The organism is Aurantibacillus circumpalustris (assembly GCF_029625215.1).
Classification (GTDB): Bacteria; Bacteroidota; Bacteroidia; order B-17B0; family Aurantibacillaceae; genus Aurantibacillus; species Aurantibacillus circumpalustris.
In genome coordinates, this window is sequence record NZ_CP121197.1 from 3,206,494 (window position 1) to 3,232,915 (window position 26,422).

20 protein-coding genes are annotated in these 26,422 nt (G+C 34.7%); 15 read left to right on the forward strand and 5 right to left on the reverse strand.

Annotation, left to right across the window (positions count from 1 at the left end):
• Nucleotides 1–11: 11 nt before the first annotated feature.
• The 3 genes from P2086_RS13460 (at nucleotide 12) to P2086_RS13470 (ending at nucleotide 2,054) form a co-directional block, all read left to right on the forward strand.
• Complete coding sequence (locus P2086_RS13460) at nucleotides 12–992, forward strand: electron transfer flavoprotein subunit alpha/FixB family protein (protein WP_317897263.1); 981 nt, start codon at nucleotides 12–14, stop codon at nucleotides 990–992.
• Between the two features lie 33 nt (nucleotides 993–1,025).
• A complete protein-coding gene (locus P2086_RS13465) occupies nucleotides 1,026–1,637 on the forward strand; it encodes a bifunctional nuclease family protein (protein ID WP_317897264.1) in 612 nt (203 codons plus the stop codon).
• 219 nt (nucleotides 1,638–1,856) lie between these two features.
• Nucleotides 1,857–2,054, forward strand: a complete 198-nt coding sequence (locus P2086_RS13470; protein WP_317897265.1) for a hypothetical protein — start codon at nucleotides 1,857–1,859, stop codon at nucleotides 2,052–2,054.
• Nucleotides 2,055–2,348: 294 nt separating this feature from the next.
• On the opposite strand, the gene bshA is transcribed toward P2086_RS13470, so the two are convergent.
• The gene (gene bshA, locus P2086_RS13475) at nucleotides 2,349–3,485 is read right to left on the reverse strand and encodes an N-acetyl-alpha-D-glucosaminyl L-malate synthase BshA (protein ID WP_317897266.1); all 1,137 of its coding nucleotides are present in this window, start codon (nucleotides 3,483–3,485) and stop codon (nucleotides 2,349–2,351) included.
• A 375-nt stretch (nucleotides 3,486–3,860) separates the two neighbouring features.
• Here bshA and P2086_RS13480 point away from each other — a divergent pair, with 375 nt between their 5' ends.
• Entirely contained in the window at nucleotides 3,861–4,442 is a 582-nt protein-coding gene (locus tag P2086_RS13480) for a 7-carboxy-7-deazaguanine synthase QueE (RefSeq protein ID WP_317900263.1), read from the forward strand.
• Nucleotides 4,443–4,732: 290 nt separating this feature from the next.
• Here the strand turns inward: P2086_RS13480 and P2086_RS13485 are convergent, their stop codons facing one another.
• Together P2086_RS13485 and P2086_RS13490 are read right to left on the reverse strand one after the other, a co-directional pair.
• Entirely contained in the window at nucleotides 4,733–5,962 is a 1,230-nt protein-coding gene (locus P2086_RS13485; RefSeq protein WP_317897267.1) for a T9SS type A sorting domain-containing protein, read from the reverse strand.
• Nucleotides 5,963–6,035: 73 nt separating this feature from the next.
• Nucleotides 6,036–7,316, reverse strand: coding sequence for an N-acetylmuramoyl-L-alanine amidase (locus P2086_RS13490; protein WP_317897268.1), 1,281 nt, complete (start codon nucleotides 7,314–7,316; stop codon nucleotides 6,036–6,038).
• A gap of 66 nt (nucleotides 7,317–7,382) precedes the next feature.
• Between P2086_RS13490 and arfB the strand changes: the two genes are divergently transcribed.
• The 9 genes from arfB to P2086_RS13535 all read left to right on the forward strand — a co-directional run bounded on the left by arfB (nucleotide 7,383) and on the right by P2086_RS13535 (nucleotide 21,649).
• Nucleotides 7,383–7,799, forward strand: coding sequence for an alternative ribosome rescue aminoacyl-tRNA hydrolase ArfB (arfB, locus tag P2086_RS13495; RefSeq protein WP_317897269.1), 417 nt, complete (start codon nucleotides 7,383–7,385; stop codon nucleotides 7,797–7,799).
• Nucleotides 7,800–7,816: 17 nt separating this feature from the next.
• Nucleotides 7,817–9,100, forward strand: coding sequence for a hypothetical protein (locus tag P2086_RS13500; protein ID WP_317897270.1), 1,284 nt, complete (start codon nucleotides 7,817–7,819; stop codon nucleotides 9,098–9,100).
• Nucleotides 9,100–10,596, forward strand: a complete 1,497-nt coding sequence (locus P2086_RS13505; RefSeq protein ID WP_317897271.1) for a hypothetical protein — start codon at nucleotides 9,100–9,102, stop codon at nucleotides 10,594–10,596. The genes P2086_RS13500 and P2086_RS13505 overlap by 1 nt, the downstream gene beginning before the upstream one ends.
• A gap of 7 nt (nucleotides 10,597–10,603) precedes the next feature.
• Nucleotides 10,604–12,016 carry an MBOAT family O-acyltransferase gene (locus tag P2086_RS13510; protein WP_317897272.1) on the forward strand — a complete coding sequence of 471 codons (1,413 nt, stop codon included), beginning with the start codon at nucleotides 10,604–10,606 and terminating at the stop codon, nucleotides 12,014–12,016.
• Entirely contained in the window at nucleotides 12,013–12,957 is a 945-nt protein-coding gene (locus P2086_RS13515) for an LB_356 family protein (protein ID WP_317897273.1), read from the forward strand. The genes P2086_RS13510 and P2086_RS13515 overlap by 4 nt, the downstream gene beginning before the upstream one ends.
• A 40-nt stretch (nucleotides 12,958–12,997) precedes the next feature.
• Nucleotides 12,998–14,080: a putative type IX sorting system protein PorV2 gene (locus P2086_RS13520; protein ID WP_317897274.1), complete on the forward strand. Its 1,083-nt coding sequence runs from the start codon at nucleotides 12,998–13,000 to the stop codon at nucleotides 14,078–14,080.
• Nucleotides 14,077–19,077, forward strand: coding sequence for a putative type IX secretion system sortase PorU2 (porU2, locus tag P2086_RS13525; protein WP_317897275.1), 5,001 nt, complete (start codon nucleotides 14,077–14,079; stop codon nucleotides 19,075–19,077). The genes P2086_RS13520 and porU2 overlap by 4 nt, the downstream gene beginning before the upstream one ends.
• Nucleotides 19,078–19,210: 133 nt before the next feature.
• On the forward strand, nucleotides 19,211–20,884 hold the full coding sequence (locus P2086_RS13530; protein WP_317897276.1) for a hypothetical protein: 1,674 nt from the start codon (nucleotides 19,211–19,213) through the stop codon (nucleotides 20,882–20,884).
• Between the two features lie 12 nt (nucleotides 20,885–20,896).
• On the forward strand, nucleotides 20,897–21,649 hold the full coding sequence (locus P2086_RS13535; RefSeq protein WP_317897277.1) for an FkbM family methyltransferase: 753 nt from the start codon (nucleotides 20,897–20,899) through the stop codon (nucleotides 21,647–21,649).
• Here the strand turns inward: P2086_RS13535 and P2086_RS13540 are convergent, their stop codons facing one another.
• Complete coding sequence (locus P2086_RS13540) at nucleotides 21,650–22,495, reverse strand: FkbM family methyltransferase (protein ID WP_317897278.1); 846 nt, start codon at nucleotides 22,493–22,495, stop codon at nucleotides 21,650–21,652.
• Nucleotides 22,496–22,686: 191 nt separating this feature from the next.
• On the opposite strand from P2086_RS13540, the gene P2086_RS13545 reads away from it, so the two are divergent.
• Together P2086_RS13545 and P2086_RS13550 are read left to right on the forward strand one after the other, a co-directional pair.
• Nucleotides 22,687–23,439, forward strand: coding sequence for a methyltransferase domain-containing protein (locus tag P2086_RS13545; RefSeq protein ID WP_317897279.1), 753 nt, complete (start codon nucleotides 22,687–22,689; stop codon nucleotides 23,437–23,439).
• Nucleotides 23,440–23,494: 55 nt separating this feature from the next.
• Nucleotides 23,495–24,913, forward strand: coding sequence for a glycosyltransferase (locus P2086_RS13550; protein ID WP_317897280.1), 1,419 nt, complete (start codon nucleotides 23,495–23,497; stop codon nucleotides 24,911–24,913).
• A 162-nt stretch (nucleotides 24,914–25,075) separates the two neighbouring features.
• Here the strand turns inward: P2086_RS13550 and P2086_RS13555 are convergent, their stop codons facing one another.
• Nucleotides 25,076–26,383, reverse strand: coding sequence for an APC family permease (locus P2086_RS13555; RefSeq protein ID WP_317897281.1), 1,308 nt, complete (start codon nucleotides 26,381–26,383; stop codon nucleotides 25,076–25,078).
• Between the last annotated feature and the right edge of the window lie 39 nt (nucleotides 26,384–26,422).

Below are 26,422 nucleotides of genomic sequence, written 5' to 3' on the forward strand. Positions count from 1 at the left end.
CAACAAATAATATGTCAGTTCTAGTATTCACAGAAATAAATAAAGGCCGCGTAAAAAAAGCATCTTTAGAATGTATCAATTATGCTTCTAAAATTGCTGAATTAACCGGTTCTACAGTCACAGCTTTAGTAAACAATGCTGATGCAGCTCAGTTGGAAGAAATTGGTAAAGCAGGTGCTTCTAAAATATTATCCGTTAAGAATGATAAACTTAGCAGTGATAGCATGGCCATTAGCGCTGCCGTTGAACAAGCAGCAAAGGCTGAAAATGCAAAAGTAATTGTATTTGCTTTTGATATTGTTGGTAAAGCAGTGGCGCCAAGACTTTCTGCTAAATTAAAAGCAGGTTTAGTTGCCGGTGCGGTTGATTATCCAACTGTAAACGGTGCAGGACTTGAAGTAAAGAAAAATGTATTTTCCGGAAAAGCTACTGCATTATATAGTATTAACAGCGACATTAAAATTATTTCTCTTCTTCCAAATAGTTTCCCTGTAACTGCAGGTGAAAACAAAGCAACTGTAAGCGATTTCGCGGTAGATCTTTCTGCTGTTAATTCTAAAATTGTTGTAAAAGAAGTTAAATCTAATGATGCAGGTGGCATGACTCCATTACCTGAAGCTGAGTTAGTTGTAAGTGCCGGTAGAGGTTTAAAAGGACCTGAGAACTGGAAAATAATTGAAGATCTAGCTGCATCTCTTGGTGCAACGACTGCTTGTTCACGTCCCGTTGCCGACATGCATTGGAGACCACATCATGAGCATGTTGGACAAACAGGTGTTGCTATTCGTCCGAATTTATACATTGCCGTTGGAATATCAGGTGCTATACAGCATTTAGCAGGTGTAAACGGTAGTAAAACAATTGTAGTAATTAATAACGATAAAGAAGCGCCTTTCTTCAAATCTGCGGATTATGGTGTGCTTGGTGATGCTTTCACTATTGTACCTAAGTTAACAGAGGCGATTAAAAAATTCAAGGCTAATCAAAACTAAGCCAATTTTTTTTCTTAAATTAGAATTCAGTTAATGAAAAAAGTTCGATTAGAAATTGTTGGATTATCATACAGTCAAACGCAGAGTGGTGCATACGCTCTGGTTTTGGGTGAAAGTTCTGGTTCCCGAAGGTTACCTATTATTATTGGTGGTTTTGAGGCGCAGGCAATAGCTATTGAACTTGAGAAAATGAGTCCTAGTCGTCCATTGACGCACGATTTATTTAAGTCTTTTGCTCAGACGTTCGAAATTAACGTTACTGAAGTACTTATTTATAATTTGGTAGAAGGGATTTTTTACGCGAAACTTATTTGTACTGATGGAACACGTGAAGTTGAAATTGATGCAAGAACCAGTGATGCGATTGCCTTAGCGGTTAGATTTAGCTGCGAAATTTATACCTACGAGTTTATTTTAAAAAGCGCTGGAATTGTGTTGGATGATGATATTGAAGTGAGTTCTTTAACAGATGCCTCTTCTGCTACTTCTGACGTAAAAGGAAGCACAAGTAATCCAGATTCAGACGAATACAAAGAAAAAAGCAGCGAAGAGTTAAAAAACATGCTGCAAACCGCTCTTGAAGAAGAAAAATACGAAATGGCTTCTAAAATCAGAGACGAGTTAAATCAAAGGAAGAAATCTTAATACCTTTTTCTGTTTCCCTTATTTTTTTAGAACTTAAGTTCTATTACGAAAATTTGATTTTTTATTTACAGTATACTTTTAGTTGAGAAAAATAAAGTCAACGGCAGAAGTGTTGATCATCGTTAACTAACATTGTAAGATAGCGTTGTAAGGGTTATGTCAATCTAATGACTTGTATGTTTATCTAGAAAATTGTAACTTAGTATTAAAATTAGTATCATGGAAACCGTACTTATAAATGTAGAAAAGAAGTCTGATATTGCCTTTCTTGTTAGTCTAGCGAAGAAACTTGGGATGACCGCTAAGCCTCTTTCACATGAAGAAGTTGGAGATTGGAAATTTGCTCAAAAAATCGAAGAAGGAATGAAAACGCCAAGCGTTAGTCGGAGTGAAATTATGAAAGCTTTAGGGAAATGAAAATTGATTTCAAGAAATCATTCCTAAAAGAGCTAAAAAAAATTGAAAAATAAAAGTCTTAGAGATGGCATTCATGATTGTATTGTTCAAGTAGAGTCTTCTAAAAATCTTACTCAAATTAAAAACATAAAAAAACTATCTGGCTACGACGTATATTACCGCATAAGAGTCGGAGATTATAGAATTGGAATTAAAATCGAAGAAGATATAGTCTACTTCGTTATTTTCGAACACCGTAAAAATATTTATAAAGGATTTCCTTAATTTTTAATCGAAGACACTTTTTCAAGTAGTTTACGAAACCACTTCCTTCACTAACAATTCATTATACACCTTTTCATATAAGGGTAATATTTTTTCGATATCGAATTTTTTTGCCTGATTGTAAGCGTTCTGGCGAAACTTTTCCAACATTGATTCGTCTTTTAATAAAGTAAGTGCGTTTTTAGACATATCTTCTACATCACCTACATTGCTTAAAAAGCCGGTTTTACCTTGCACGTTAACCTCTGGTAAACCACCGCTATTGGTGCTGATAACAGGTACTTTCATGGCCATGGCTTCCAAAGCTGCCAAACCAAAACTTTCTGTTTCAGACGGTAAAATAAAAAGATCTGCCACCGATAAAATTTCTTTTGGATCGGTAATTTTTCCAAGATTGATAATATCGTGCTGCAAATTCATTTGTCTGGCCAATTGTTCAATATTTGTTTTTTCGGGACCATCGCCAACAAAAATAAGTTTAGCGGGAACTTCTTTTAACACGTTTGCAAAAACAGCCAATACGTCTTCAATACGTTTTACTTTTCTAAAATTACTAATGTGTACTAATATTTTTTCGCCATTTGGCGCATACTTACGTTTGATACAATACTCCTTGACGTTTTCGTAATCTTTAATATTAATAAAGTTGGGTATAACGGTTATCTTATTGTCGATTTTAAAAGTTTTTAAAGTGTCTTTTTTTAAACTTTCAGAAACCGATGTTATAGCATTACTATGATTTAAAGAAAAACGAATTACGGGTTCAAAAGCCGGATCACGTCCTACTAATGTGATGTCCGTTCCGTGAAGCGTTGTGACGTAAGGCAGATTTATTTTTTTGGATTTTAAAATTTGTTGTGCCATATAAGCTACAGAAGCATGAGGAATAGCGTAATGCACATGCAAAACATCCAAATGTTCATACATGGCAACATCAACAATTTTACTCGCCAATACACTTTCGTAAGGTTGGTATTCAAATAATGGATAGTCGTTGACACTAAATTCATGAAAAAATAAATTCTCATTAAATAAGTTTAAACGAAAAGGTTGACTATAAGACATAAAGTGAACTTTGTGTCCTTTATTTGCTAGGGCTATGCCTAATTCTGTTGCTACAACGCCGCTTCCGCCATACGTGGGGAAACAAACCATTCCAATATTCATAGACTATAAATTTACAAATTATAAAAGAGAATAATGTTAAGGTAGTTTAAAGGGTGGGCCTTTCGTGGAGACACTAATTGCACGAATTTCACTAATCTGTGTTTGCTAGGAAGACGCGAATGGCACCCATTTCACGAATCTGTGTGTGTTAGGACGAAAGGACAATAATCCAATCTGTCGGAGTCGCGGATTTCACTAAATCGAAACTTAATAATACCAAACCGTAATGCTATTTTAGTTCTTCTTCGTGTAATTCGTGCAATTAGTGTCGCTTTTGAAGAAACTATCCTTAAATTTGCAGCCTTGAATTACAAATTACATAGTTTATCTGAAGCCGATGATGTGCTTTTAAAAGCTGGGAAACTACTGCCTTTGATGGAGGAGTTCTATACCATTCAAGGTGAGGGATTTAATACCGGTAAAGCTGCTTATTTTATTCGGATTGGTGGTTGTGATGTTGGTTGTCATTGGTGCGACGTGAAAGAAAGTTGGGATGCGAACATTCATCCTTTAACTCCGATTGAAAAAATAATTGAAAATGTAATTGCTTATAAAGCGAATAGTGTTGTGGTTACTGGCGGTGAGCCTTTGATCTATAATCTAGATAGTCTTACCGCTTTATTAAAACAAAATAATATTGAAACGTTTATTGAAACGTCTGGTGCTTACACCTTAAGTGGCAACTGGGACTGGATTTGCCTTTCTCCTAAAAAAACGATGGCGCCTTTAAAAGAGGTGTATTCAAAAGCAAATGAGTTAAAAGTGATTATTTTTAATAAGCATGATTTTGTTTGGGCCGAAGAGCAAGCTGCTCTGGTTGGTAAGGACTGTTATCTTTATTTACAACCTGAATGGAGTAAACATGCGCAATTGGTTCCAGAAATTATTGAGTATGTAAAGGATCATCCGAAATGGATGATTAGTTTGCAAACGCATAAGTACATGAATATTCCTTAGTCTAGGAAGGGTTTTCTTAATTATTTTTGGTAAGATATACTGCAAGCCCGTCATTCCGAGGCAAATGCATGTAAAGAACAGAACCGAAGGAATCTCTGCAAGGTATTAGCTCGCTGAGACTGCTTCGGGTTCGTTGCAATCTTCCGCATTCCTCGCAGTGACGGGTTCATAGACCTCGTCATTCCTAGGTAAACGCATGTAATGAACAGTACCGAAGGAATCTCTGCATGGTATCATCTCGCTGAGACTGCTTCGGGTTCGCTCGAAAATTAGAAGGGCTTTGGAAGATCTCAACGCGCTATTACAAAACGTTTATTCACACTATTAGAATTACTACTTTTTAATCTCAAAAAATAAACACCATTTGGTAAATCACTTGTTGTTATTCTAACAGACTTATTTTCAAAATTTATTTTTTGCTCATCGATTAATTGACCGAGATTATCATAAATACTGACCGTCTTAATTTCTTTGAATAGTTCTAGGGGTGTAATTTTTAATTCTAAATAATCATCAGCGGGATTTGGGAATGTTTCTAATTTATCATTTAACATCTCTAATTCAACATTTCCAACAGGATTCATATAAACAACGACAGTATCCCATTTCTCAGCACTGCAATCTAGTACTTGTTTTACAACATACGTTGACGTGACAGTTGGCTTCACCCATAAACCAGAACTAATTTTAATAGGTGTACTCATATTTGGAAACTTATACCAAGTGCAACCTGAATCAATCGCAAAATCAGATTCTCTTCCAATATAAACACTGTCTCCTAAAAGCAAAGCTTTATCAGGACCTGCATAAGCAGGAAGATCCAATTCTATAACACTAACAGCATCTATTAAATATTCTGCAAAATTTGCAGGGAAGTTTGTCGGATTTGTTAGAGCTGTATCAGTGTTTGCGTTACTTTTAAAATTACCAATGAGCATGTACTTTTCAGAACCGTTGGCAACAAAAGTGCCTGTTATCAGTACCCAGTTTAATGTATCAGTAATAATGTTGTTTATTGGATTTTCGATTTGTGGAGTTAAATAGGTAATTGGGTCTGTACATTTTGTAATAGTATCCAAAGCATTACCACCGAAAAAAGCACCAATGGCGTCAACACCATGAGTGGATTGATCTGAAAGATTTACATAAAATGAAACGCAATAAACGGAACCGTTTTTTAAATTTTCTTTAAGTCTGTTTCTAGGGTAACCTCTATTGTTGTATGTATTTATTGAAAAAAACGCCGTTATTAAATGATTTTTTCCTTGTTTCGGAAATTGAAAAGTGAAGCTTGATAATGGAATATTTGATGGGGTTGTTAATAACCCACCGTAAAACTTAGAACTATCTGTAGCACCCCAATAATAAGGTACTTTATTAAGAATATTTGGCATGAAATAATTCTCAAAGCTTCCATTATTCACATAATTCCCAATTTGCTGGCCCTTTATACAGGCCACACTCAAAAAGAATAATCCTATGAAAATTATTTTTTTAATGCTATGGGTTTTATTTAGCATGGGTAGTTTTTGAAAATCTCTTCGGATACTTATTATCTAATTTACAAAATAAATCTTGCTTGACAGTTTGCGTTTATTTTTTTATAAGAAACATTTCTATGGCCTGATAATAACTCAAAGCCACTTTATACAATCTATCATTCGCTCTAATACCGTAAATATCCATGTCAGAGCGCATTAACAAACCGGTTTCTTTTTCATTATCCTGATACAAACTCTCGCCGTAAACTAAGGGTGAGTTTACTCTTCGACACAGTGCTAAGTTTCTACAGAATACGCCTGGACTAACAGTGGCAATACAATTATCCTTCAAATAATCGGCATCGCTTGCTTTTGCCAATGGTATTTCAAGAATTTTGTTGAAGTTAGAAACAGCTTTAGCCGAGAGATTTTCAGAACGGTTCAATTGATTGGTTAAAAGAAGCCGAAGAAAATTAATTTTATTATCTGTTTTGCTTAAGTTATCCGCCGTGAAAGCTCCTCCAATAAAGGTCATGGAGAAGTTCTTTTGTGTGTGCTGTTTCCAAGGTGCGTTTTTTTCATCAACGTTGTAATGAATAATCACAGTCACATCTGGTTTGTAAGCATTAATTTTATCGGCTCTGTTTGCTAATTCATAATCCCTAAAAAAATCCCAGAATAAATCATGATTATTGGCGTTTAAGAGTTTTTTATATTTTTCTTGGCTTAAGATTTTAAAGTGCTGTAGACTGTCGAGCGCTCTTTCTTTATAAAGTTTAATCCAATCTTGATAAGTACAATTAAAGGATGTGAAATCTGCTTGAGTTCGTGTAATAAACACCTCTGCCCCCTTCTCTTCCAGCATGTTTTTTAAAATATGTGCCGTGTTAAAAGTCAACGCGCTCTCAAAAATCTTTATCGTATCAAAACGCGCATTAATCGTATCGGCAACAAAATACAGGTATTTTTGTTCAGACTCCGCATCAGCCAGATTCGTTGAAAAGTGCCCAGGATCAAGCGCAATGCGGTAACCCTTTAATGGTAAATTTTGAGCTCCAAAATTTCTTATTGTTGGTCTTTTGAAAGAGGAGACCAAACTATCAACCTGTTTTTTTGAAAACTTATTTGTTTTTTTTATACGAATTAAACGTTCTTGTTCTTCGGCGGTAGCATGTTGAAAGTAATCGGAAAGTAATTTAATTTCATTGGCATACACAGCGAATTCTTTTTCGCCCTTATTCATTAAATAAAAAGCATTGCTTTCAAACTTTACCGATCGGTTTAAAGAGCCTTTAAAATTGAGGTAATTGTCAAATCGGTATTTACAGTCTTTTATTGTTTGAGCCGAAGAAACAAAAACAAACAAACAAAAAAACGAAGCGTAAAATTTCATTGTAATAAAAATAAGACAAAGCCGCTGATATATTTAGTATTTTTAAAGGGTATTATCAAACCATACATGTTAACAGAAGAGCAAATACAAAAGATTTTCAAAAAGGATTTAAGCTTCCAAACCTCCCGCTCTGGTGGAAAAGGAGGCCAAAACGTAAATAAGGTAGAAACCAAAGTATCTATTGATTTTGACGTAAAAGCATCGGTTGCGCTCACTGAACGTCAAAAAGAAACCATCCTTAAACGGCATTCTGATTTTATTGACGATTCTGTAATTCAAATTATTGGCAATATTCACCGCAGTCAGCTCGAAAACAAAGAAGAAGCAAAAAACAAACTCATAGCTCTTTTAAACAAATTATTAAAACCAATCAAAAAAAGGGTGGCGACGAAACCTGGTAAAGGTGCCAAAGAGAAAAAGCTGAAGAACAAAAAAATACGCGGAGAAAAAAAACAAACGCGTAAAAAGATCACTGATTTTTGATCTTAAAATTAAATTATATGAGGCGCAGAGTCCTTTCTATTATCAACTTCCTAATTTTATTTGGCTTAATAGCTCTAAATACTTACATCTATTTTCATAGAAACGATGGTTTTGCTTATAAAGAATCATTGAACTATAGACAGTTGTATGAGTTGAAAAACAATCTCAAAATTGTATCCATTGAAAATAAAGCGACTAACCTTATAGAAATACAATTTAATACAGTGTTTCCAAATTCAAAATGGCGTGTTTATAGTGCCAGCTTTCAAACGCAAGTGGAATCCGTTTTTCCAATCATAAAATTGCACGAAGGAAAACATCTTTACACAATAGAGAATCTCGACGATACGACTATTCCACCAATTACATTGGGCTTTAACCACACAGCGTCGGAGACTTATCAAAAAAACAAGAGAGATCGTGAATCAGTTACAGAACTCTATTACGCTTCGATACCAATTGGTAATATTGGTGCTCGTTCTATTAGCCAATGGCAGAAGACTTCACCTTTCACTACAACAGAAGAAACAAGATTAGCACGTAAATTAATTTCTGAAAATGTATCATTGCAAAAAGGTGATTCTACGCTTATAAAAGTAAAAAAAATCAGTGCCTTTCTTTTGAAGACATTAGATGCTCATCGTGGTATTCCCGGTGACACCATGAATACGGTTAGTCCTTGGGTAGCTTACAATTTAGCGATCCAATCAAAGTCACAAATTTGGTGTGGTGATTTTACTTCCATTCTTTCATTTTTTCTTTCGACAGAAAGTATTGTAACACGCGAAGTTTGTTTCGAAGGAAAACTTGATTCCATTTATTTGGCAGGACACAATTTAAATGAAGTGTATGTTCCGGAACTTAAAAAATGGGTGTTGGCAGATCTAACATCGAAAGCAATTTTTATTACACATAATTCCGAATACCTTAATTTGCTTGATTTTTATGCACTTCACAAAAACAATGCGGCAGATATAGAAGTACAAACGTTTGAGAATGATAGTCTATTTGTTAGCGATTACACTGAATTTAAAGGGTTTTATGACCATTACCTGAGTGTAGCACCACAGTTTGTTTATTATTATAGCAAACACTTTGACGCCAATTTATATTCGTTTCGTTCTAAATGGATGCGCTACTTTTTTAAAGACGCAACCTTCGCGACCTATTCAGGCAACTCGGACGTTGATAACGAGAAATTCTATGTCAAACAAATGGCAGCTATTACACTCAAGCTATTTAGTTTGTACCTGATCGTTTTGTATCTAATAATTGGAATTCAAAAAAAACAAAATCTGTAATGATTGTTTTCATTACATACGTCTTTGTATTCGTAAGTCTAACTTATTACAATGGCTTTTTTGGATTATTTAAAGATGAGTTTATTAGTAGAAAAAAGCACGCATTTCTTTTATTGACAAAAGCTTTAGCGGTGCCCGTCTTCTTTTTAGCCTATGCTAAACTTTATGGTGGAATAGAAAATTTTGATACGGGAAAATTCTATCATGATGCAGTTGTGATAAATACCTATGGAAAAACTGATTTTGGGTTCTTTATTCGCTTACTTATTGGACTGCAAAATGACAATCCGGGTTCATCAGACTTCAACAATTGTCTTGTAAATACATTAAACTGGGACAATGGCATCCTTAAAGATTATTTGTACAACGATAACCGAATAGTTATTAGAGTCCATTCACTACTCCATTTTATAGCTTTTGATTCTTATTTAGCGCACGCATTTTTTAATTGTTTTTTAAGTTTTATTGGAATTTATTTTCTCTATAAAACGTTTAAGGAATGGTTTGTTGGAAAAGAGATGTTAGTCCTGCTTATTTTATGCTTTTGGCCGGCACTGTGGTTTTATACAGGCGCTTTGCTAAAAGAAGGAATCACGCTCTTTATCATGGGTTTAACGCTCTATCAACTTAAACGATTTATTAATAGAGAAAATAGTTTTAAATCCTTGGCGTTTTTGCCTGTACTAATTTTTATTTCCTTTCTTCTTAAACCTTATATTTTAATTTTCGCAAGTATTACGTTTACCTTATTCTTTATTTATTCGAAAATCAAAAAGCAAGAAACCAAATTTCTTTTTTTCATTGGATCGTTTGTACTTCTAGTGTTGATTGCAAACGGAGCTTCTTTGGTTCTAAAAGATAAATCATTACTATCAGCGGCTTTTGAACAGCAACATAAATTTGTTGGTGTTTCTAAGGGCGGTGTTTTTGTATCAGATTCTATTAAATTAATTCGTTTAACGGATACACTTGGTTTGGAAAAACTCGCGAACAAAAAGGATGTGTTCACCATTAAAAAAAACATCCCGTACATGTATTGGCAAAGGCCAAGACTTCAGGATACTAATTATGTGGTCGCGAATAAAGATACTGCCACACATTATAAACTGATGTATATTATTCAAGAAGGTAATTCAAATGTACACTTGTCTCATAAAAATTCAGTATATACAGCGGCTTCGGCTCTTTATTATACCTTGTTTTATCCAAGTGTTTTTAACGCCAAAAGCTCTTTGCAATTTCTTGCTTCCTTCGAAAACATAGTAATTATCATCTCATTATTTTTAGTTTGCTTTAATCTGATAAAAAGTCGGCGCGACAAATTTCTTCCTTTTGTATTTTTATTCTTCTGCCTTTCACTTTGTTTATTAATAGGATTAACCTCACCCAATAGCGGTGCGATATTTAGGTATAGAAGTCCGGCTATTATTTTTTTATTAATGGCAGCTTTGTATTCCATCGATTTTACAAAACAAAGAACTAGATTTAGTGACTAATTAGGTAATGCTATTTAACAGCCTCATATTCACCATTTTTCTACCCGTAGTTTTTGCTGTGTACTGGATTTTAAAACCCAAGTACCGCAATTTCTTTCTGCTCCTAGCTTCCTACTATTTTTATTATAGTTACAATCCTGTTTTCGTTTTGTTGTTATTTGGCACCTCTGCTTTTGATTATTGGTGTGCTAGGGAAATAGATAAAACACTTACCCGAAAAAAATTATATCTAACACTCAGCTTAATTAGTAATCTTGGAATACTCGCTGCGTTTAAGTATTCGGCTTTTTTCTATAATTCTTTTTTTGGAACCTTTCAATTGATTACAGGCACAACCTTTAATTATGTGGAAGACTTTATCATTCCAGCAGGTTTATCCTTCTATACTTTTCAATCCATAAGTTACACGGTGGATGTTTACAGAGGAAAATATAAAGCAAATGACAGTTTGTACCAGTTCTTGTTGTTTGTATCCTTCTTCCCACACATGGTTGCAGGACCGATTGTTCGCTATAATACCTTAATGCCACAATTTAAAATTGTAAGCTACTTTAAGAATATTAATTGGCAGTCCTTTGCAACACTTACTACTTGGGGCTACTTTAAAAAATTAGTAATAGCCGATAATTTAAACCTTATTGTAACGCCCATTTTTAATGATGTTGACGCTTATAGCGGTTTAGAATTACTATTGGGTGGATTTTTATTTGTGATACAAGTGTATTGCGATTTTAGTGGTTATAGTGATATAGCTACTGGAATTTCAAAATTATTTAATATCAACCTGAGTTTAAATTGGCGGCGTCCCCTACTCTCCAGTTCTTTACACGAGTTTTGGAAACGCAACCACATTAGTATTACCACTTGGTTTAGAAACTATTTATACATTGGTTTAGGTGGAAACCGTGTTCCTTATGAGCGCTGGCTACTGAATGTTTTTTTAGTGTTTGTGATAAGTGGATTGTGGCATGGCGCCAATGTTACTTTTATTGTTTGGGGAAGTATTCATGGTGTATTTTATATTGGAGAGATTTTTTTACGAAAATGGTTTCCTAACTTTTATGTACCAAAACCCCTTGGATGGTTTTATCTCATTGTATTTCATACACTTTCACTCATTGCATTTAGAGCGTCGAATGTGGTAGATCTCACAAACATTTATAGTACTATTTTTAGTTTCAAAACAAATTATTTTTCACTTGAACATTTGTTAAACTTGCAGGATCGCTTTTTCTTTGTGATTATACTATTCGTGAGCTTTGTACTATTTATAAAGGAGATCAACGAAGAGTTTGCGCTGTTAAATCGTTACAAGACAATTTACGATTTTGCAAAACCCTTGCTTTATATCTGTTTTATAGTGCTCATTTTTATACTTGGTAATTTTTCGGCCAATACCTTTATCTATTTTCAGTTTTGATAAAAAGAATAATTACATATTTTTTAATTGTAACGGCTTTGTTGTATGGCTTGCGTTATTTGCATTACAAAGGATTGGTGAAACAAAAAGAAGGTTATTATGGCAAGCTTCAGGAGGCTTTTTTTGAAGAAAACGCTTATTCTGTTTTGTTTTTGGGTTCTTCACGCGCTGAAATGCATTATGACACTCAGCTATTTGATAGTTTGACAGGCGAAAATTCTTTTAATCTTGGTTTAGCCGGAGCAACACCGCGGGTGGCCTTCTCCGCCTTAAAAGCCTATTTGCTTCATAGTAAAGCACCAAAGTACTTGATTTACGAAGTAGATTATTACGCTTTAAAGAAAAAGAGTTCTGAAATAAAGGAATTCAATAATTATTTTCCGCTTTTAACTAATCCTGTATTAAGAAAACAGTTTAGCAATATTGATTCCAGAATGAGCCAATTTTACTACAATCCTTATTTTTCATGGCCTTATACGGGTCTAAAAAACTTGAGTACTTCCATTCATGGTTGGCTTAATATTCCCAATCAAACAGATAGCTTGTATTACAAAGGTTTTGTGCGAGAGGTATTTAGACCTTCTTTAAATTTTATATCCACTAAAAAGCAATATGCTTACTTTAATATTTCCGAAAGAAGTTATCTTGATTCGATTATAGCTTGCTGTATAGAAAATAACACAAAGATTACCCTAATGAGTTCTCCTATATTTGCCGGTGGTTATTTAGATGTTTTAAATAAAGCATCAATTATTTCCCAACTTAAAAACATCGCCACAATAAATAAAATAGACTACTACGATCTGTCTTCTTTACCATTTTGCAATAATCGTGGTTTATTCATTGACCATAGGCATTTAAACTATACTGGCGCCAAAAATTTTAACCCCCATCTGGTTAATATCTTTAACAATAAAATAGTCTTAAGTGCGTTAAAATAGAATTAATTATTGTTTTTTCGCTTATCTTTAGTTGCTGATTATGTATAGACTACTTCCCGTTTTAATTCTGTTTATTTCTCTGGGCTACCAGGCGCAAACCCGTAAATACAGTAATGAATTTCTAAATATTGGTGTTGGCGCCAGAGCCTTAGGCATGGGAAATGCCAATATAGCTTCGGCTGATGGCGTTAGTGCGGGCTATTGGAATCCGGCAGGTTTATTAAGCCAAAAGAACGATATTGAAGTCGGTTTAATGCATGCAGAGTATTTTGCTGGTATTGCTAAATACGATTTTATTGGGGCTTCTAAACGTATTGATTCTAATAGTGTGGCTGGTTTTTCAATTTTACGTTTTGGTGTAGATAATATTCCCAATACACTTGAACTGGTTGATGCCAATGGAAATGTAGATTATGATCGTGTAAGTACCTTTAATGCAGTTGATTTTGCTGCTCTGTTAAGTTATGCCCGTTCAATACCAAAATTAAAAGGCGTTGAGTTAGGTGGGAATTTTAAAATTATTCGCCGTAAACTTGGTCCGTTTGGCGGTGCTTGGGGCTTTGGTTTAGATGCAGGAGCTAAATATACCACCAAAGGTTGGACTCTAGCCGCTATGGCTCGTGATGTTACCGGAACCTTTAATGCTTGGAGCTTTAATCTCGATGATAAACAAAAAGCAACCTTATTGCAAACGGGCAATGAAATTCCAAGTTCGTCAACCGAAATAACAGCACCAAAATTAATTTTAGGAATAACAAAAACATTTAAAGTTTGGAAAGAACGCGTTTCGATACAAGGAGAAGTTGATTTTATAAATACGTTTGATGGGATGCGTAATACGGTTATCAATTCAGAAGTTTGGAGTATGGAGCCTGCTGTGGGTCTTGAGTTAGGATACAAAGGTTTTATTTATTTAAGAGGCGGCATTGGTAATATTCAAAAACAATTAAACGACAGAGCTACTTTATATGTTACCACATTTCAACCAAATTTTGGTGTAGGAGTTAAATACAAAATTTTCACACTTGACTACGCGTTAACGGATATCGGTGACCGTTCTATTGCAATTTATTCAAATATTTTTTCACTAAAAATTGATATAAATAAAAAAATGAACAAGTGAGACAACTATCTTTCTTAGCCATATTTGTTTTTTTTTCGATTGCCCTTAGTGCACAGAAATACTGCAATGAGTGGATAAACTTCTCTCAAAAATATTTTAAAATTCCAATTGTCAAAGAAGGACTTTACAGAATTGATTCGATTACCCTCGCTAATTATTACAACCTTAATTCGGTAAACCCAAAAAACTTCCAACTTTTTTTTAAAGGAAAAGAACAACATTTATTCATCCAAGGTGAATCAGATGGTGCAATAAACTCAGGCGACTTTATCGAGTTTTACGTAAACCCCATTATGGGTGATCTAGATTCACTGGCCTACACGGATATTAAGTATGTTCCAAATCCCTACACGTATTTATTTAACGATACTATTTATGCCTTTCTAACGACAAACAATTCAATTACAAATAAACGTTATATACTAGAAACTGACATTAACTTTAGCGGCTATCCGCAGGTAGATTATTTTTACACCGAAAAGGTTTTTACTCAACGATCGAGTTATAATCCAGTTGAGGAATATTCTTATGGTAGCGCCGATCCAAGATACACGCAGGCTGAGGGTTATGGAATAAGCCTTGGAAAAGGAGCCTCCTACTCTTTTCCAGCAACAGGATTAAATACGTATACAACTACTTCTTTACCTTTTTACATAAGTTTAAATTATTCAGGACAAAGTATTGCTGCAAATTACACTCCTGATCACCAAATCCAATTGATTTATAATGACCAGAATAACAGTCTGGTTTTGCTTAACGACACCTCTTTTTACGGTTACAAGCCTATCCGCAAAACGTTTACACTTAGTTCTCAAAACACAAACAACAGCACAAGCATCACTTTCAGTTCTATAGCTGCTCCTTCATTTACGGCTAACAACGCCACTATGATTCATTATGTGAATTATTTTTATCCGCATACTACCGATTTAAATAGTCAATCTTTTTTCAAACTTTTTATTGATAATCACCCAAATTCAAACAAAAGCTATTTTAATTTTTCTAATTTTAATTCCGGTAGCGGAAACGCAGTTTTACTAGATGTAACGAATGGTAAACGTATTAGTAATGTTGTTACAGGTTCACAAGTTGAAGTAATAATACCAAATGGCTCTGGTAAAAAAACATGTATTTTAATTGCTGAAAAAGATACGATTGTTATCAAAAAGTTAAGTCCTGTAAACCAAAGTGGAAACTTTATAAATTATAAAAATCAAACGGCGAATAAACCATACGTTCTTATATACCATAAAAGTCTTGAGAATTCTGCGATGGCCTACAAGTCATACAGAAAAAGTATTTCCGGCGGCAGTTACGACGTAATTGATGCGGATATTGAAACACTTTATGAGCAATTTAGTTATGGCGTAAAAAAAAATCCATTAGCCATTCGTCATTTTGTCAAGTATTTAAAAGATAGTTTAGCGAACGTTCCAAATTATGTTTTCTTAATTGGGAAGGGTGTTTCTTATCCATCAGGAGTTTACCAGGATGTAAATTTAATCCCCACAATTGGAATACCAAGTTGCGATAATCTACTAACCACCGAACTTAGTACAGGAAACTTAAGTGATTTTTTACCCGAAATACCTGTGGGACGGCTTGCGACACTTACAAATAGTGAGGTAACGCTTTATCTCAATAAAATTCAACAACACGAAAGCACGGGTCAGGCAGACTGGAAAAAACGTATTTTACATTTTGTTGGCGGAGACGACGAAGTTCTTAACGCTACATTAAGCGGTTATATGTCTAACTTCGCTTTGATCGCCTCTGATTCTTTATTTGGAGGCGACGTGTTAACCTTTCAGAAAAACACAACCTCTCCAATTCAAACCAATATAAGCGACAGTATTAAAGGCGCTATTGCGAATGGCGCGTCTTTGTTCACGTTTTTTGGACATGGTAGCGAACAAGGGTTTGATCAGGCGATAGACGATCCTGAACTTTATAACAATGCAGGTAAATATCCTTTGGTAATTGCCAACTCCTGCTACTCGGGCGATATTCATGTACCTACACGAAGATCGGTAAGTGAACGCTTTGTATTTGCAAATCAAAAAGGAAGCATAGGATTTATTTCCACAACCTCTTATGGATTTGATTATGCGTTAAATAACTACACCAGAGAATTTTATAAAGCCTTCTCTTATTCGCGCTACAATACTGGTATTGGCGATATGATGAAAGAAGCGATTCTTCAAAACGCCAATCAAGATCTCCTAACCAAATTAGTCGCAATGGACATGACGCTTCACGGAGATCCTGCTGTTAAAGTCAGTAATGGCGTACTCCCTGATTATCAAATCTTCGCTAACGATGTATCATTTGATCTTAAAAAATATACAGACTCCATTGGAATAAATATTCACTACAAAAATCTGGGTAAATCAATTTGCGATTCTTTTTACGTTAGAATTGAACGTTTTTTACCAAATGGAGATTCTGCAACGTATTTCAAACGTATACCCAGCCCCATGTACAAAGACAGTTTTAAAATCTTTGTAAACTTAGATTTCACAAAAGGAATTGGCTTAAATAAATTCAAAGTTTACTTAGATTATTTAAATGAAATAGTGGAATTAACTAAAAGTAATAATACCACACCTGGAAGTGTAGACTTATTTGTGCCTGGAGGAGATGTTCTGCCTGTGTATCCTTATAAATACGCAATAGTTCCAACAACCCCAACGATAACCTTAAAAGCCTCTACTACAAATCCTTTTGCTCCTTCAACAACTTATAGGATGCAATTGGATACCAGTGACACATTTAATCACCTTATTACCACAACACTTATAACCTCTACAGGTGGCGTTTTAGAATGGAAGGTGAATTTACCTTATGGAGACAGCACTGTTTATTATTGGCGCGTGAGCAAAGATAGTACCGCTCCTACTTCAAAATTTGTTTGGAAGGAAAGTTCTTTTCAAACTATAGGAACTAAAAGAGGTTGGGGACAATCTCATTTTAATCAATTTAAAAGCGATGTCTTTCAATTTGTAAACTATAAAAAAACAGAACGTAAATTTATTTTTGAAAACAATAAGCACAGTCTTAGTTGCAGAGACGCAATGGCGCCTGTTATTGAAGGCGTTTCAATTGGTTATTACTTTAACAACATCACTTTAAGTAACTGGAGTTGTGCTCCGGAAGGATGGAATTTTGTTGTCTTCGATTCCATTAGCGGTCTTCCTCAAAAAGTACAAAGTCTAAATTTTCCAACACCTGGCGCCGGCACTTATAATAACTGTGTTTGCGTTCCGCGTCCTTTAAATTTTTATTCTTTTGGAACAGGAAACTACTGCGGCCTTCCAACAGCTACTTGGCAAATGGATGTTGAAAATTTTTTAAATGCTGTTCCTGTAAATAATTATGTTCTTGCATTTACCGTGGGCGATTCTTCGGGTACTTACGCTCAGATTCCGACCTACTCAAATTCACTCTACACTGCCTTTGAAAAAATTGGTGCAAATACGATTAGAACAACAAGCGACGACGTTCCTTATATTCTGTTTGGGCAAAAAGGAATGAGCGCTGGGCAAGGACATGAATTAAAAGGCACCAGTAAAAAATCAATTATATATTTGGAGGACAGCATAAAGACCCGTTGGCACAGTGGTTATGTGAGTTCCGAAATTATTGGTCCTTCCTACAAGTGGAACAGTTTACATTGGCGCGTAAAAAGTAGCGATGGGCTTATTGGTGATACAACAGTTTTAAAATTAGTCGGCATTCAAAAAAACGGACAAATAGATACACTTGCCAGTTTCAAACAAGATAGCAGCGATGTAATAAATCTTTCATCTTATGTAGACGCAATAAATTATCCAAATATTAAATTGATTGCCTACATGCACGATAATATAAACCGCACATCCCCTCAACTACAACATTGGCAAGTTTTATACGATGAAGCGCCAGAATGTGCTATAAACCCTTTAAAGGGTTTTGCGAGTATCAACGATAGCTTACAAGAAGGAGACGAGGTAACGTTTAAATTTCCAATTGAGAATATTGGCGTTAAAGATTTTACGGATAGTTTAGTTGTTACCTATTGGATAGAAAATAAGGACTTTGTGAAAATACCTTTGGCTCCTAAATTGAAAGCGGGTCCTTTCACTTCAGGTCAGATAATAGTTGACACAGTAAAAATAAATACCTTAAATTATAAAGGAAGTAATGCCTTATGGATTTTTGTAAATCCTTTAAATGATCCGCATTACCAATACGAACAAAGTCAGTTTAATAATATTGGAAGGTATCCATTTAACGTAACTACCGATATTACCAATCCATTGTTAGACGTCACCTTTGATGGTATTCGGATCTTGAACGGAGACATCGTTTCTGCAAAACCTAGTATTTTAATCACCTTAAAAGATGAAAATAAGTTTTTAGCTTTAAATGATACCAGCGCCTTCACTATTTTCCTGCAAACACCAAATCAAGGTCAACAGCGGATTTATTTTAGTGAACAATTGAGATTTACGCCAGCTAACCTACCAAAAAACAGTTGTAGTATTAATTATAACCCTATTTTTCCTTTGGATGGAAAATATACGCTTATAGTGCAAGCTAAAGACAGAAGTAAAAATGTTTCTGGTGCAAGAGAATACAGAGTTCAGTTTGAAGTAAATACAAGGCCAAGTGTTACGCAAGTGATGAATTATCCAAATCCATTCACCACTAGTACTCGTTTTGTATTTACACTTACAGGTAGTGAAATACCCGAAGTGTTCACCATTCAAATAATGACCATTACAGGAAAAATCGTTAAAGAAATAACCCGCGCTGAACTCGGAAACCTGCATATTGGTAGAAACATTACGGATTATGCCTGGGACGGCCGCGATAATTTTGGAGACCGCCTTGCCAACGGTGTTTATTTGTACAGGGTAATCACAAAATTAAACGGACAAACTATTGAAAGAAATTCCTCCGGCGCTGATAAATTTTTCACAAAAGATTTCGGAAAAATGGTACTGATGCGCTAGTATTTAGCTCAAGGGAGATATTGTCTTTAATTGATAATAGTTAAGTTATTTTAAGCTTATCCCTTCATAAATTTACATTTGTTTAAGCCATTGGTACTAGAATTATTTTACTTTTGTACAAATAATAAACTATATGGCTACAAAGGTTTCTGGTAAAGAAAAGTCTCTGAACTCCAAAACAATTTATGACAGACTTGGTAACTATTTTACCAAAAAAAAGTTAGTAAACGTATTCCTCCTGCTCGGTTCTATTTTCTCAATCATGAGTTTTAATGCTCGCATTAGTGAAGCGCATGACGATTCACTTTACATTGAAGCTGCGTACAGATATGTACATGAATTCCCTAACTATTATTACACCTCCAATGCCCCGCTTTATCCTATGTTCCTGGCTTTACTGACCTTAATTGTGGGGACAAACCTTGTAATATTTAAAATATTTTCTGTTATATTTTTTGTTTTAGGTGCCTGGGTTTATTACAAAGCAGTAGATAAAAAGATCCCTGAAATTCTGAAATACTTTACTTTCATTTTTCTCTGCATCAATTATTTGGTGATTTATTATTCCAGTCAAACTTTTTCAGAGTCCTTTTATCTCTTGATTTACGCCACTTTCCTCTATTATTTTTTAGAATACAATTTTGGAACGAATCAATTTAAAAACGATTTGAAATCTGATTATAAGAAATGGTTAATGATTGGATTTTTAATGATGGTATTAACCATTGCTAAAAACATTATGATATTAGGTGTTTTAGCCGTACTCCTATTTTATCTATTTAAAAAAGAATACCGTAAGGCCATCTTCTCTATGGTATCATTTGGCATTTTTAAGGTGCTCTATGAATTGGTTAAAACACTTATTTGGGGTTCTTCTGGTATTCAATACGGCTCACAAACAAACATTCTTCTTAATAAAGATGCCTATGACCCTTCACAAGGCCGCGAAGATATTGCTGGGTTTATTACAAGGTTTATTGATAACATTGGTCTTTATGTTGGAAAGCGCTTCTATCAAATAATTGGTTTTATGGATGAGGACTCCACAAAGGTTTCCTACTTCCTGGCTCTTATTGTGCTTGTGTTAACGTTCTATGGTCTCTACAGAGCCATTAAAGCAAAACAAGATACTGTTGCATTTATCGTCCTTTTTGCTGGTGTTATTTCTTTTGGGACATTTTTTGTATTGCATGCTAAATGGGATCAAACACGTTTTATCATGGTTCACATGCCAGCTTTATTACTTGGTATTTTTTACGGACTCTATAAATTTTTTGAAAAGGATAACAGCAGTCAGATGATACCTGTGGCATTTATGTTACTTATTGTTTTTTCAATGTTTGGTTCAACTATTAAACGTGGTGTGAACAACATTCCAGTTGTAACAAAAAACCTGAGTGGAGATATTTATTATGGTTACACACCCGATTGGAGAAATTACTTGGAACTCAGTGCTTGGTGTAAAGACAGTCTGCCTGAAAACAGTTTAGTGGCCTGCAGAAAAGCTCCTATGAGTTTTGTGTACGCAAAAGGAAAACATTTTTATCCGATCTACTCTGTTATTGCACGCGATACTGTGACAAAACAATCTGATCCGGACAGTGCTCTCGCAATTTTCAAAAAAAATCACGTCAGTCATTTTTTAATTGCAAGTTTGCGTATAAACCCCAATGTGAATAGTGGTTATGTGATTAACACCATGCATAATATTGCCGAGCCAATCATGCGCAAATATCCTTATAAGTTCAGGCTTGTAAAAACAATGGGTTACAGCGAAGAAGCTAGACTTTACGAAATAATGTATTAACAGAAGTACTTAATGGATTTTAATTACAACAAAATAAAACTAGGTAACTGGTTATTCAAGAATAGTTTTCCGCTTTATAATTTAATTTACAAACGTTTTAAACTCAAAAACGATTACGAAGAAATACGACTTGTAAAAAAGCTGGTGAAACCCGGAGACTCTGTCCTAGACATAGGTGGGAACATTGGTTTTTACGCTTCTTTATTAAGTACACGCGTTGGAGCCCAAGGAAAGGTTTTTAGCTTTGAACCAGATGTAACAAACTTTAAGCATCTTAAAAAAAATACAGCATCTTTTAGAAACGTTCAAATTTTTAATAATGCAGTTTCTGATAAAAAAGAAGTCATTAAAATTTACACGTCGAAACTTTTAAATGTTGATCATAGAACCTACCCTGTAAATAACTATGATCAAGTTCACGAAATTAACGCAGTAAGCATTGATAATCTGATTGCAGATAAAATAATAGACCGTGTTGACCTTATCAAAATAGACATTCAAGGTTATGAATTGGCTGCTTTTACAGGGATGAAAAATCTTTTGCAAAATAGTTTTGATCTTAAAATTATGGCTGAATATTGGCCACACGGCTTTAAAAGAGCCGGAACTTCAGCGGTAATTTTCTTTGATTTTTTCGATACACTTGGTTACAAATTTTCAATCATTGAAAAAGATAAACTTGTTCCATTAAGCAAAGACTTTGTTGTAAAACACAATGACGAACCTTTCGAGTTTAGTTTTAACGTACTAATAGAGAAGAAATAACTACTGCGGCACGGCAATTAAATCGGTTGAGCCATTTTGCGGAATGTACTTTTTATAATTACTCAGATTTACTTCCTTATTCGTTTTAGCATCAAACAGTTTGTAATTGAGTGCTTTAAAATAATTGAAATAAAATTCGAAATTAATTTTCTTCTCTTCCATTAAAAACAAACCAATTTCAAAAATGATTTTTGGTCTGAATTTGCCAATAGCCACATCAGCGCCTTTAAACACTTCGTATTCATGACCATCTGTATCAATTTTAATAAAATCAATTTTCTCTAGCTTTTGATTAGCAACAAAATCATTTAAACTTATTGATTTCACTCCTTCGGTGCTTTTTGGTGTGCCCCAGTGAACAGGATGATCATTTGCCTCCCTCTCTCCGTTTACTTTCCAGCTACTGTAAGCAATTATATTCGGATTGTCACTCGATTTTTCAGAAACAAAAGAATTTATTACTGTTACGTTTTTAGTCATTTCGGGATTAAGAGCCAGATTACGCTTAAGCCGTTCAAGTGCATAAAACGTAGGTTCAAAAGAAATCACGCGTCCCTCACTAGCGAGTTTAGAGAACTGAAGTGTCATTAAGCCTACATTAGCACCAATATCAAGTATGGTATAATCTTTCTCAATCTTTAAATTTGAATTTTTGGTAATATGACTTTGAAATTTATGAAACAAAAATAAAGACAATTCAATTCCCTCAGCTAACTCAACTTCGTACTTTACGCCATCTCTTTCAATAATCCGCTTTTCTTTCCCAACAAAAAGAGTTGTGATTTTGTAAAGGACTTTAGCACCCAGAATTTTTATTTTTGTTATCGGTAACCAGCTATTAAACATAATTCAAAATAATAGCTGCAAATATACTTGAATTATGCTTTAATCAGCCACAAAAAAACGTCTATAAACCCTCAGTGTACTAACAAGCTTGAATCCCTTTCACGCCTTATGATTGGCCTTAAAAAATTAAAACTTAGCTAAAGAAAAACTCCAAAAGCTCCTTTATTTTATTAATTTTACAAACCGCATTTATGTTTAAAAAATACGTCATACCCTACCATCTCGATGATCCAAAAACTACACTGGCTCATAGAGAAATTATTCTTGAAAAACCGTTTTTAAAACGTTTGTATTTAGATTGGTACAATGTTTTTATTAAAGAAGCTAAAAAACATAAAAATGGGGAACATCTTGAAATTGGATCTGGTGGCGGATTTTTAAAAGAAGTGTTTCCTGAAGTCATTACCTCTGATATTTTAAGTCTCCAAAATGTTGATAAGGTTTTTAGTGCTGAACAAATGCCCATAGGTGATAATCAACTGGCGAGCATAATGATGCTAAATGTTTTTCACCACATTCCGAAACCGTATTTATTTTTAAAAGAAGCAGAAAGAACACTTGTAAAAGGAGGCGTGATAATTATGACAGAGCCAGCCAATAGCGCACTTGGAAGATTTATTTACAAACGTTTTCATCACGAACCCTTCGATGAAAAAGGTGGTAGAGAAATTGAAGCTGGGAATCCCTTGTCAAACAGTAATCAAGCGCTTCCTTATATTTATTTTGAAAGAGACTTAGATCTTTTTAAAAAAGACTTTCCGCACTTAAAAATTCGTTCAGTAAAATACCACTCTCCTTTTTCTTATGTAATAAGCGGCGGTGTTTCAAGAAGTGCCATGTTGCCTTATTTTATGTACTCTCTTGTAAAAGCCTCAGAATGGCTCTTATCTCCGTTCTCACGGCAACTTGGCTTGTTTTGTACGGTAGAGATTGAAAAGGTTTAAAAACAAGGTCAAATTGCGATATTTTTTATAAATTTAGGCTCTATTTTTAAAAACATTGGTTCCACTCATACAGTATTTTGATTCTCTGGCTAAAAAGCGTAAACAACGCGGTTTTAGTGCCTATTATTGGAACGAAATCTCAAATTACATTAAGTACTTTTCGCATGAAGACGGCTCCGTTTTAGAAGTCGGTTGCGGAAGTGGTGATCTCTTAGCAAAAGTTTCAGGCAAAAGAAAAGTAGGAATCGATTTTAGCGAAGAACACATCAATTGGGCCAAAGAAAAACACACTAATGCCGGTATTGAATTTTTGGTAATGGACGCCAATTCTATTCAATTAGATCAAACATTTGATCTAATTGTAGTGAGTAATCTAATTGGTTACGTGGATGATATTCAAAATGTATTTGAGCAAATTAAAAAATGTTCACATCCAAACACAAAAGTGGTCGTTCAATTTTACAACTCCATTTGGGAACCGATTATTAAGTTTGCTGAACTCATTGGTTTAAAGCACAAAACACCTACGCAGAATTGGTTAAGCACGCGCGACATCAACAATCTTTTATTTGTATCGGGTTTTGATGTATACAGGAATAGTAAACGTCTTATTTTACCTTTCTTTTTCCCCCTACTCTCTTTTATTTTTAATAAGTACTTGGCGAAGTTTCCAATTTTTAGATTCTTTAGTTTTAATATTTACAGTTTTGCCAAGCCTTTGCCTGAGAGTCACGAAGAAAATTATTCGCAAAAATATTCCACAACGGTTGTAATACCGGCACGAAACGAAAGTGGGAATATTGAGAACGCTATTCTTAGACTTCCAAAATTTGGTAAACATGTGGAGATTATTTTTATTGAAGGAAACAGTACTGATGATACTTGGGAAAAAATTCAAGAGATTCAGAAAAAATATGCTGCTACCCATGATATAAAAATTGGGCAACAAAAAGGAAAAGGAAAAGCAGATGCTGTGCGGGAAGGATATAAAATTGCTACAGGAGACATTCTCATGATCTTAGATGCTGATCTAACGGTTCCACCAGAAGATTTACCTAAGTTTTATAATGCCATTGCCAGTGGCAAAGGTGATTTTATTAATGGTACCCGCCTTGTTTATCCAATGGATAAAGAAGCGATGCGTTTTTTAAATTATCTTGGTAATCATTTTTTCAGTTGGGCATTTACTTGGTTACTCGATCAACGCTTTAAGGACACGCTTTGCGGAACGAAAGTAATGTTTAGAGAAGATTATATTAAACTCACGAAAAACAGAAAATACTTTGGTGAGTTTGATCCTTTTGGTGATTTTGATCTTTTATTCGGCGCCCATAAATTAAATCTTAAAATTGTGGAAGTTCCCATTCGTTACCGTGAAAGGACCTACGGCTCAACAAATATTTCCCGATTTAAACACGGCGTTATTCTGTTGCGCATGTGTGCTTTTGCAAGTAGGAAGTGTAAGTTTATTTAATATTCTCCCATTTTAACCACGGAGTAAACAGAGGAAGGCACAGAGTAACACGGAGCTTTAAAGTTTCTGCTAGATCAGCGTATTTGAATCAACGCATTCGTGATAGATTAATAATGTGGTATTTTCAAAACTCCCAATATTGCTCGCTGTCGCTTTTTATTTCTATGGATTTTCTTTAACCACAGCTTTCCTATTCGTGACAAAATAAATAGCAAATCCAACCAACACAGTAACCAATCCGTATATTGATTCTACAGGCCTTTCATTAATAATATGAAAAAGAATCCATGAAATAATTACCAAAAAGATTATTGGTGTTACAGGATACAAAGGTGTTTTATAAGGTGTTGGAATATGTTTAAATTTTATTCGCAAAACAAAAACACCCATTACCGTTAAAAATGTGAAGAGATTTAAGGTGAAACTTACGTAGGTAATTAATGACTCAAACGAAGAAGTTGTTACAAGCATCAATGCGATTAATGATTGAAAAATAATGGCCACATAAGGCACATTGTTTTTATTGGCAATGGCAAAGAAACGTAAACCTTTAATGTTTGTCCCCATACTTTGCATGACCCTGGGGCCTGCAAGAATCATAGCGCTGATGGTTGAAATTAAAAGTACGGCAATTACCAGACTCATAAACTGTCCAACTTGTGCGCCAAAAATTTTGCCGGCACTTAAGTAACCAACTTCTAACACGCCCTTTAATTCAGAAATTGGAACCGTATACAAAAACACATAATTCAAAAGTGTGTAAATAATCATTACGGCCAATGTTCCAAGAAACAATGCACGCGGCAAATTGCGATTTACATTTTTAATTTCACCGGAAATGTATGCAGCTGCGTTCCATCCGCTATAAGCATAAGTCACATAAATCAAGGATCCTGCGAAGGCCGATGAAAAAACGTCGTGCCAGGCATCTGGTCCGGGTGATAAACTGATAGTGTGATCAGGAATATAAAACAAGCCAAAACCAATAAACATCACTATACAAATAACCTTAATCCAGGTAAAGGCACGTTGAAAAAGACTTCCAGCTTTTAAATTAATAGAATGTATAATGGTGATAATAACAATCACAGAACTAGAAAGTACTAAACCATTTACAGAAGGATAAATTTTGGTAACATATTTTGAAAGTGCTACTGAAGCCGCCGCGATTGGTGCTGCAAAACCGACCGTTACACTTACCCAACCACTTAAAAAACCCAAGGCGGGATGGTAAAGCTTTGAAAGATAATTGTACTCTCCCCCACTCTCAGGAAACGCAGAACCAATTTCACCGTACGAGAGTGCGCCACATAAAGCAATAACTCCCCCAAGCACCCACAATAAAAGAATAGAAAAAACAGAACTCATGCCCATTACTTGAAAACCCAGACTTGTAAAAACGCCAGTGCCAATCATGTTAGCAATAACAACTGATACGGCGGTGTTAAATCCAATTTTGTGCTGAGACATGGTCGGCAAAGTAAATAAATTCTTACCGACTGTTTAACA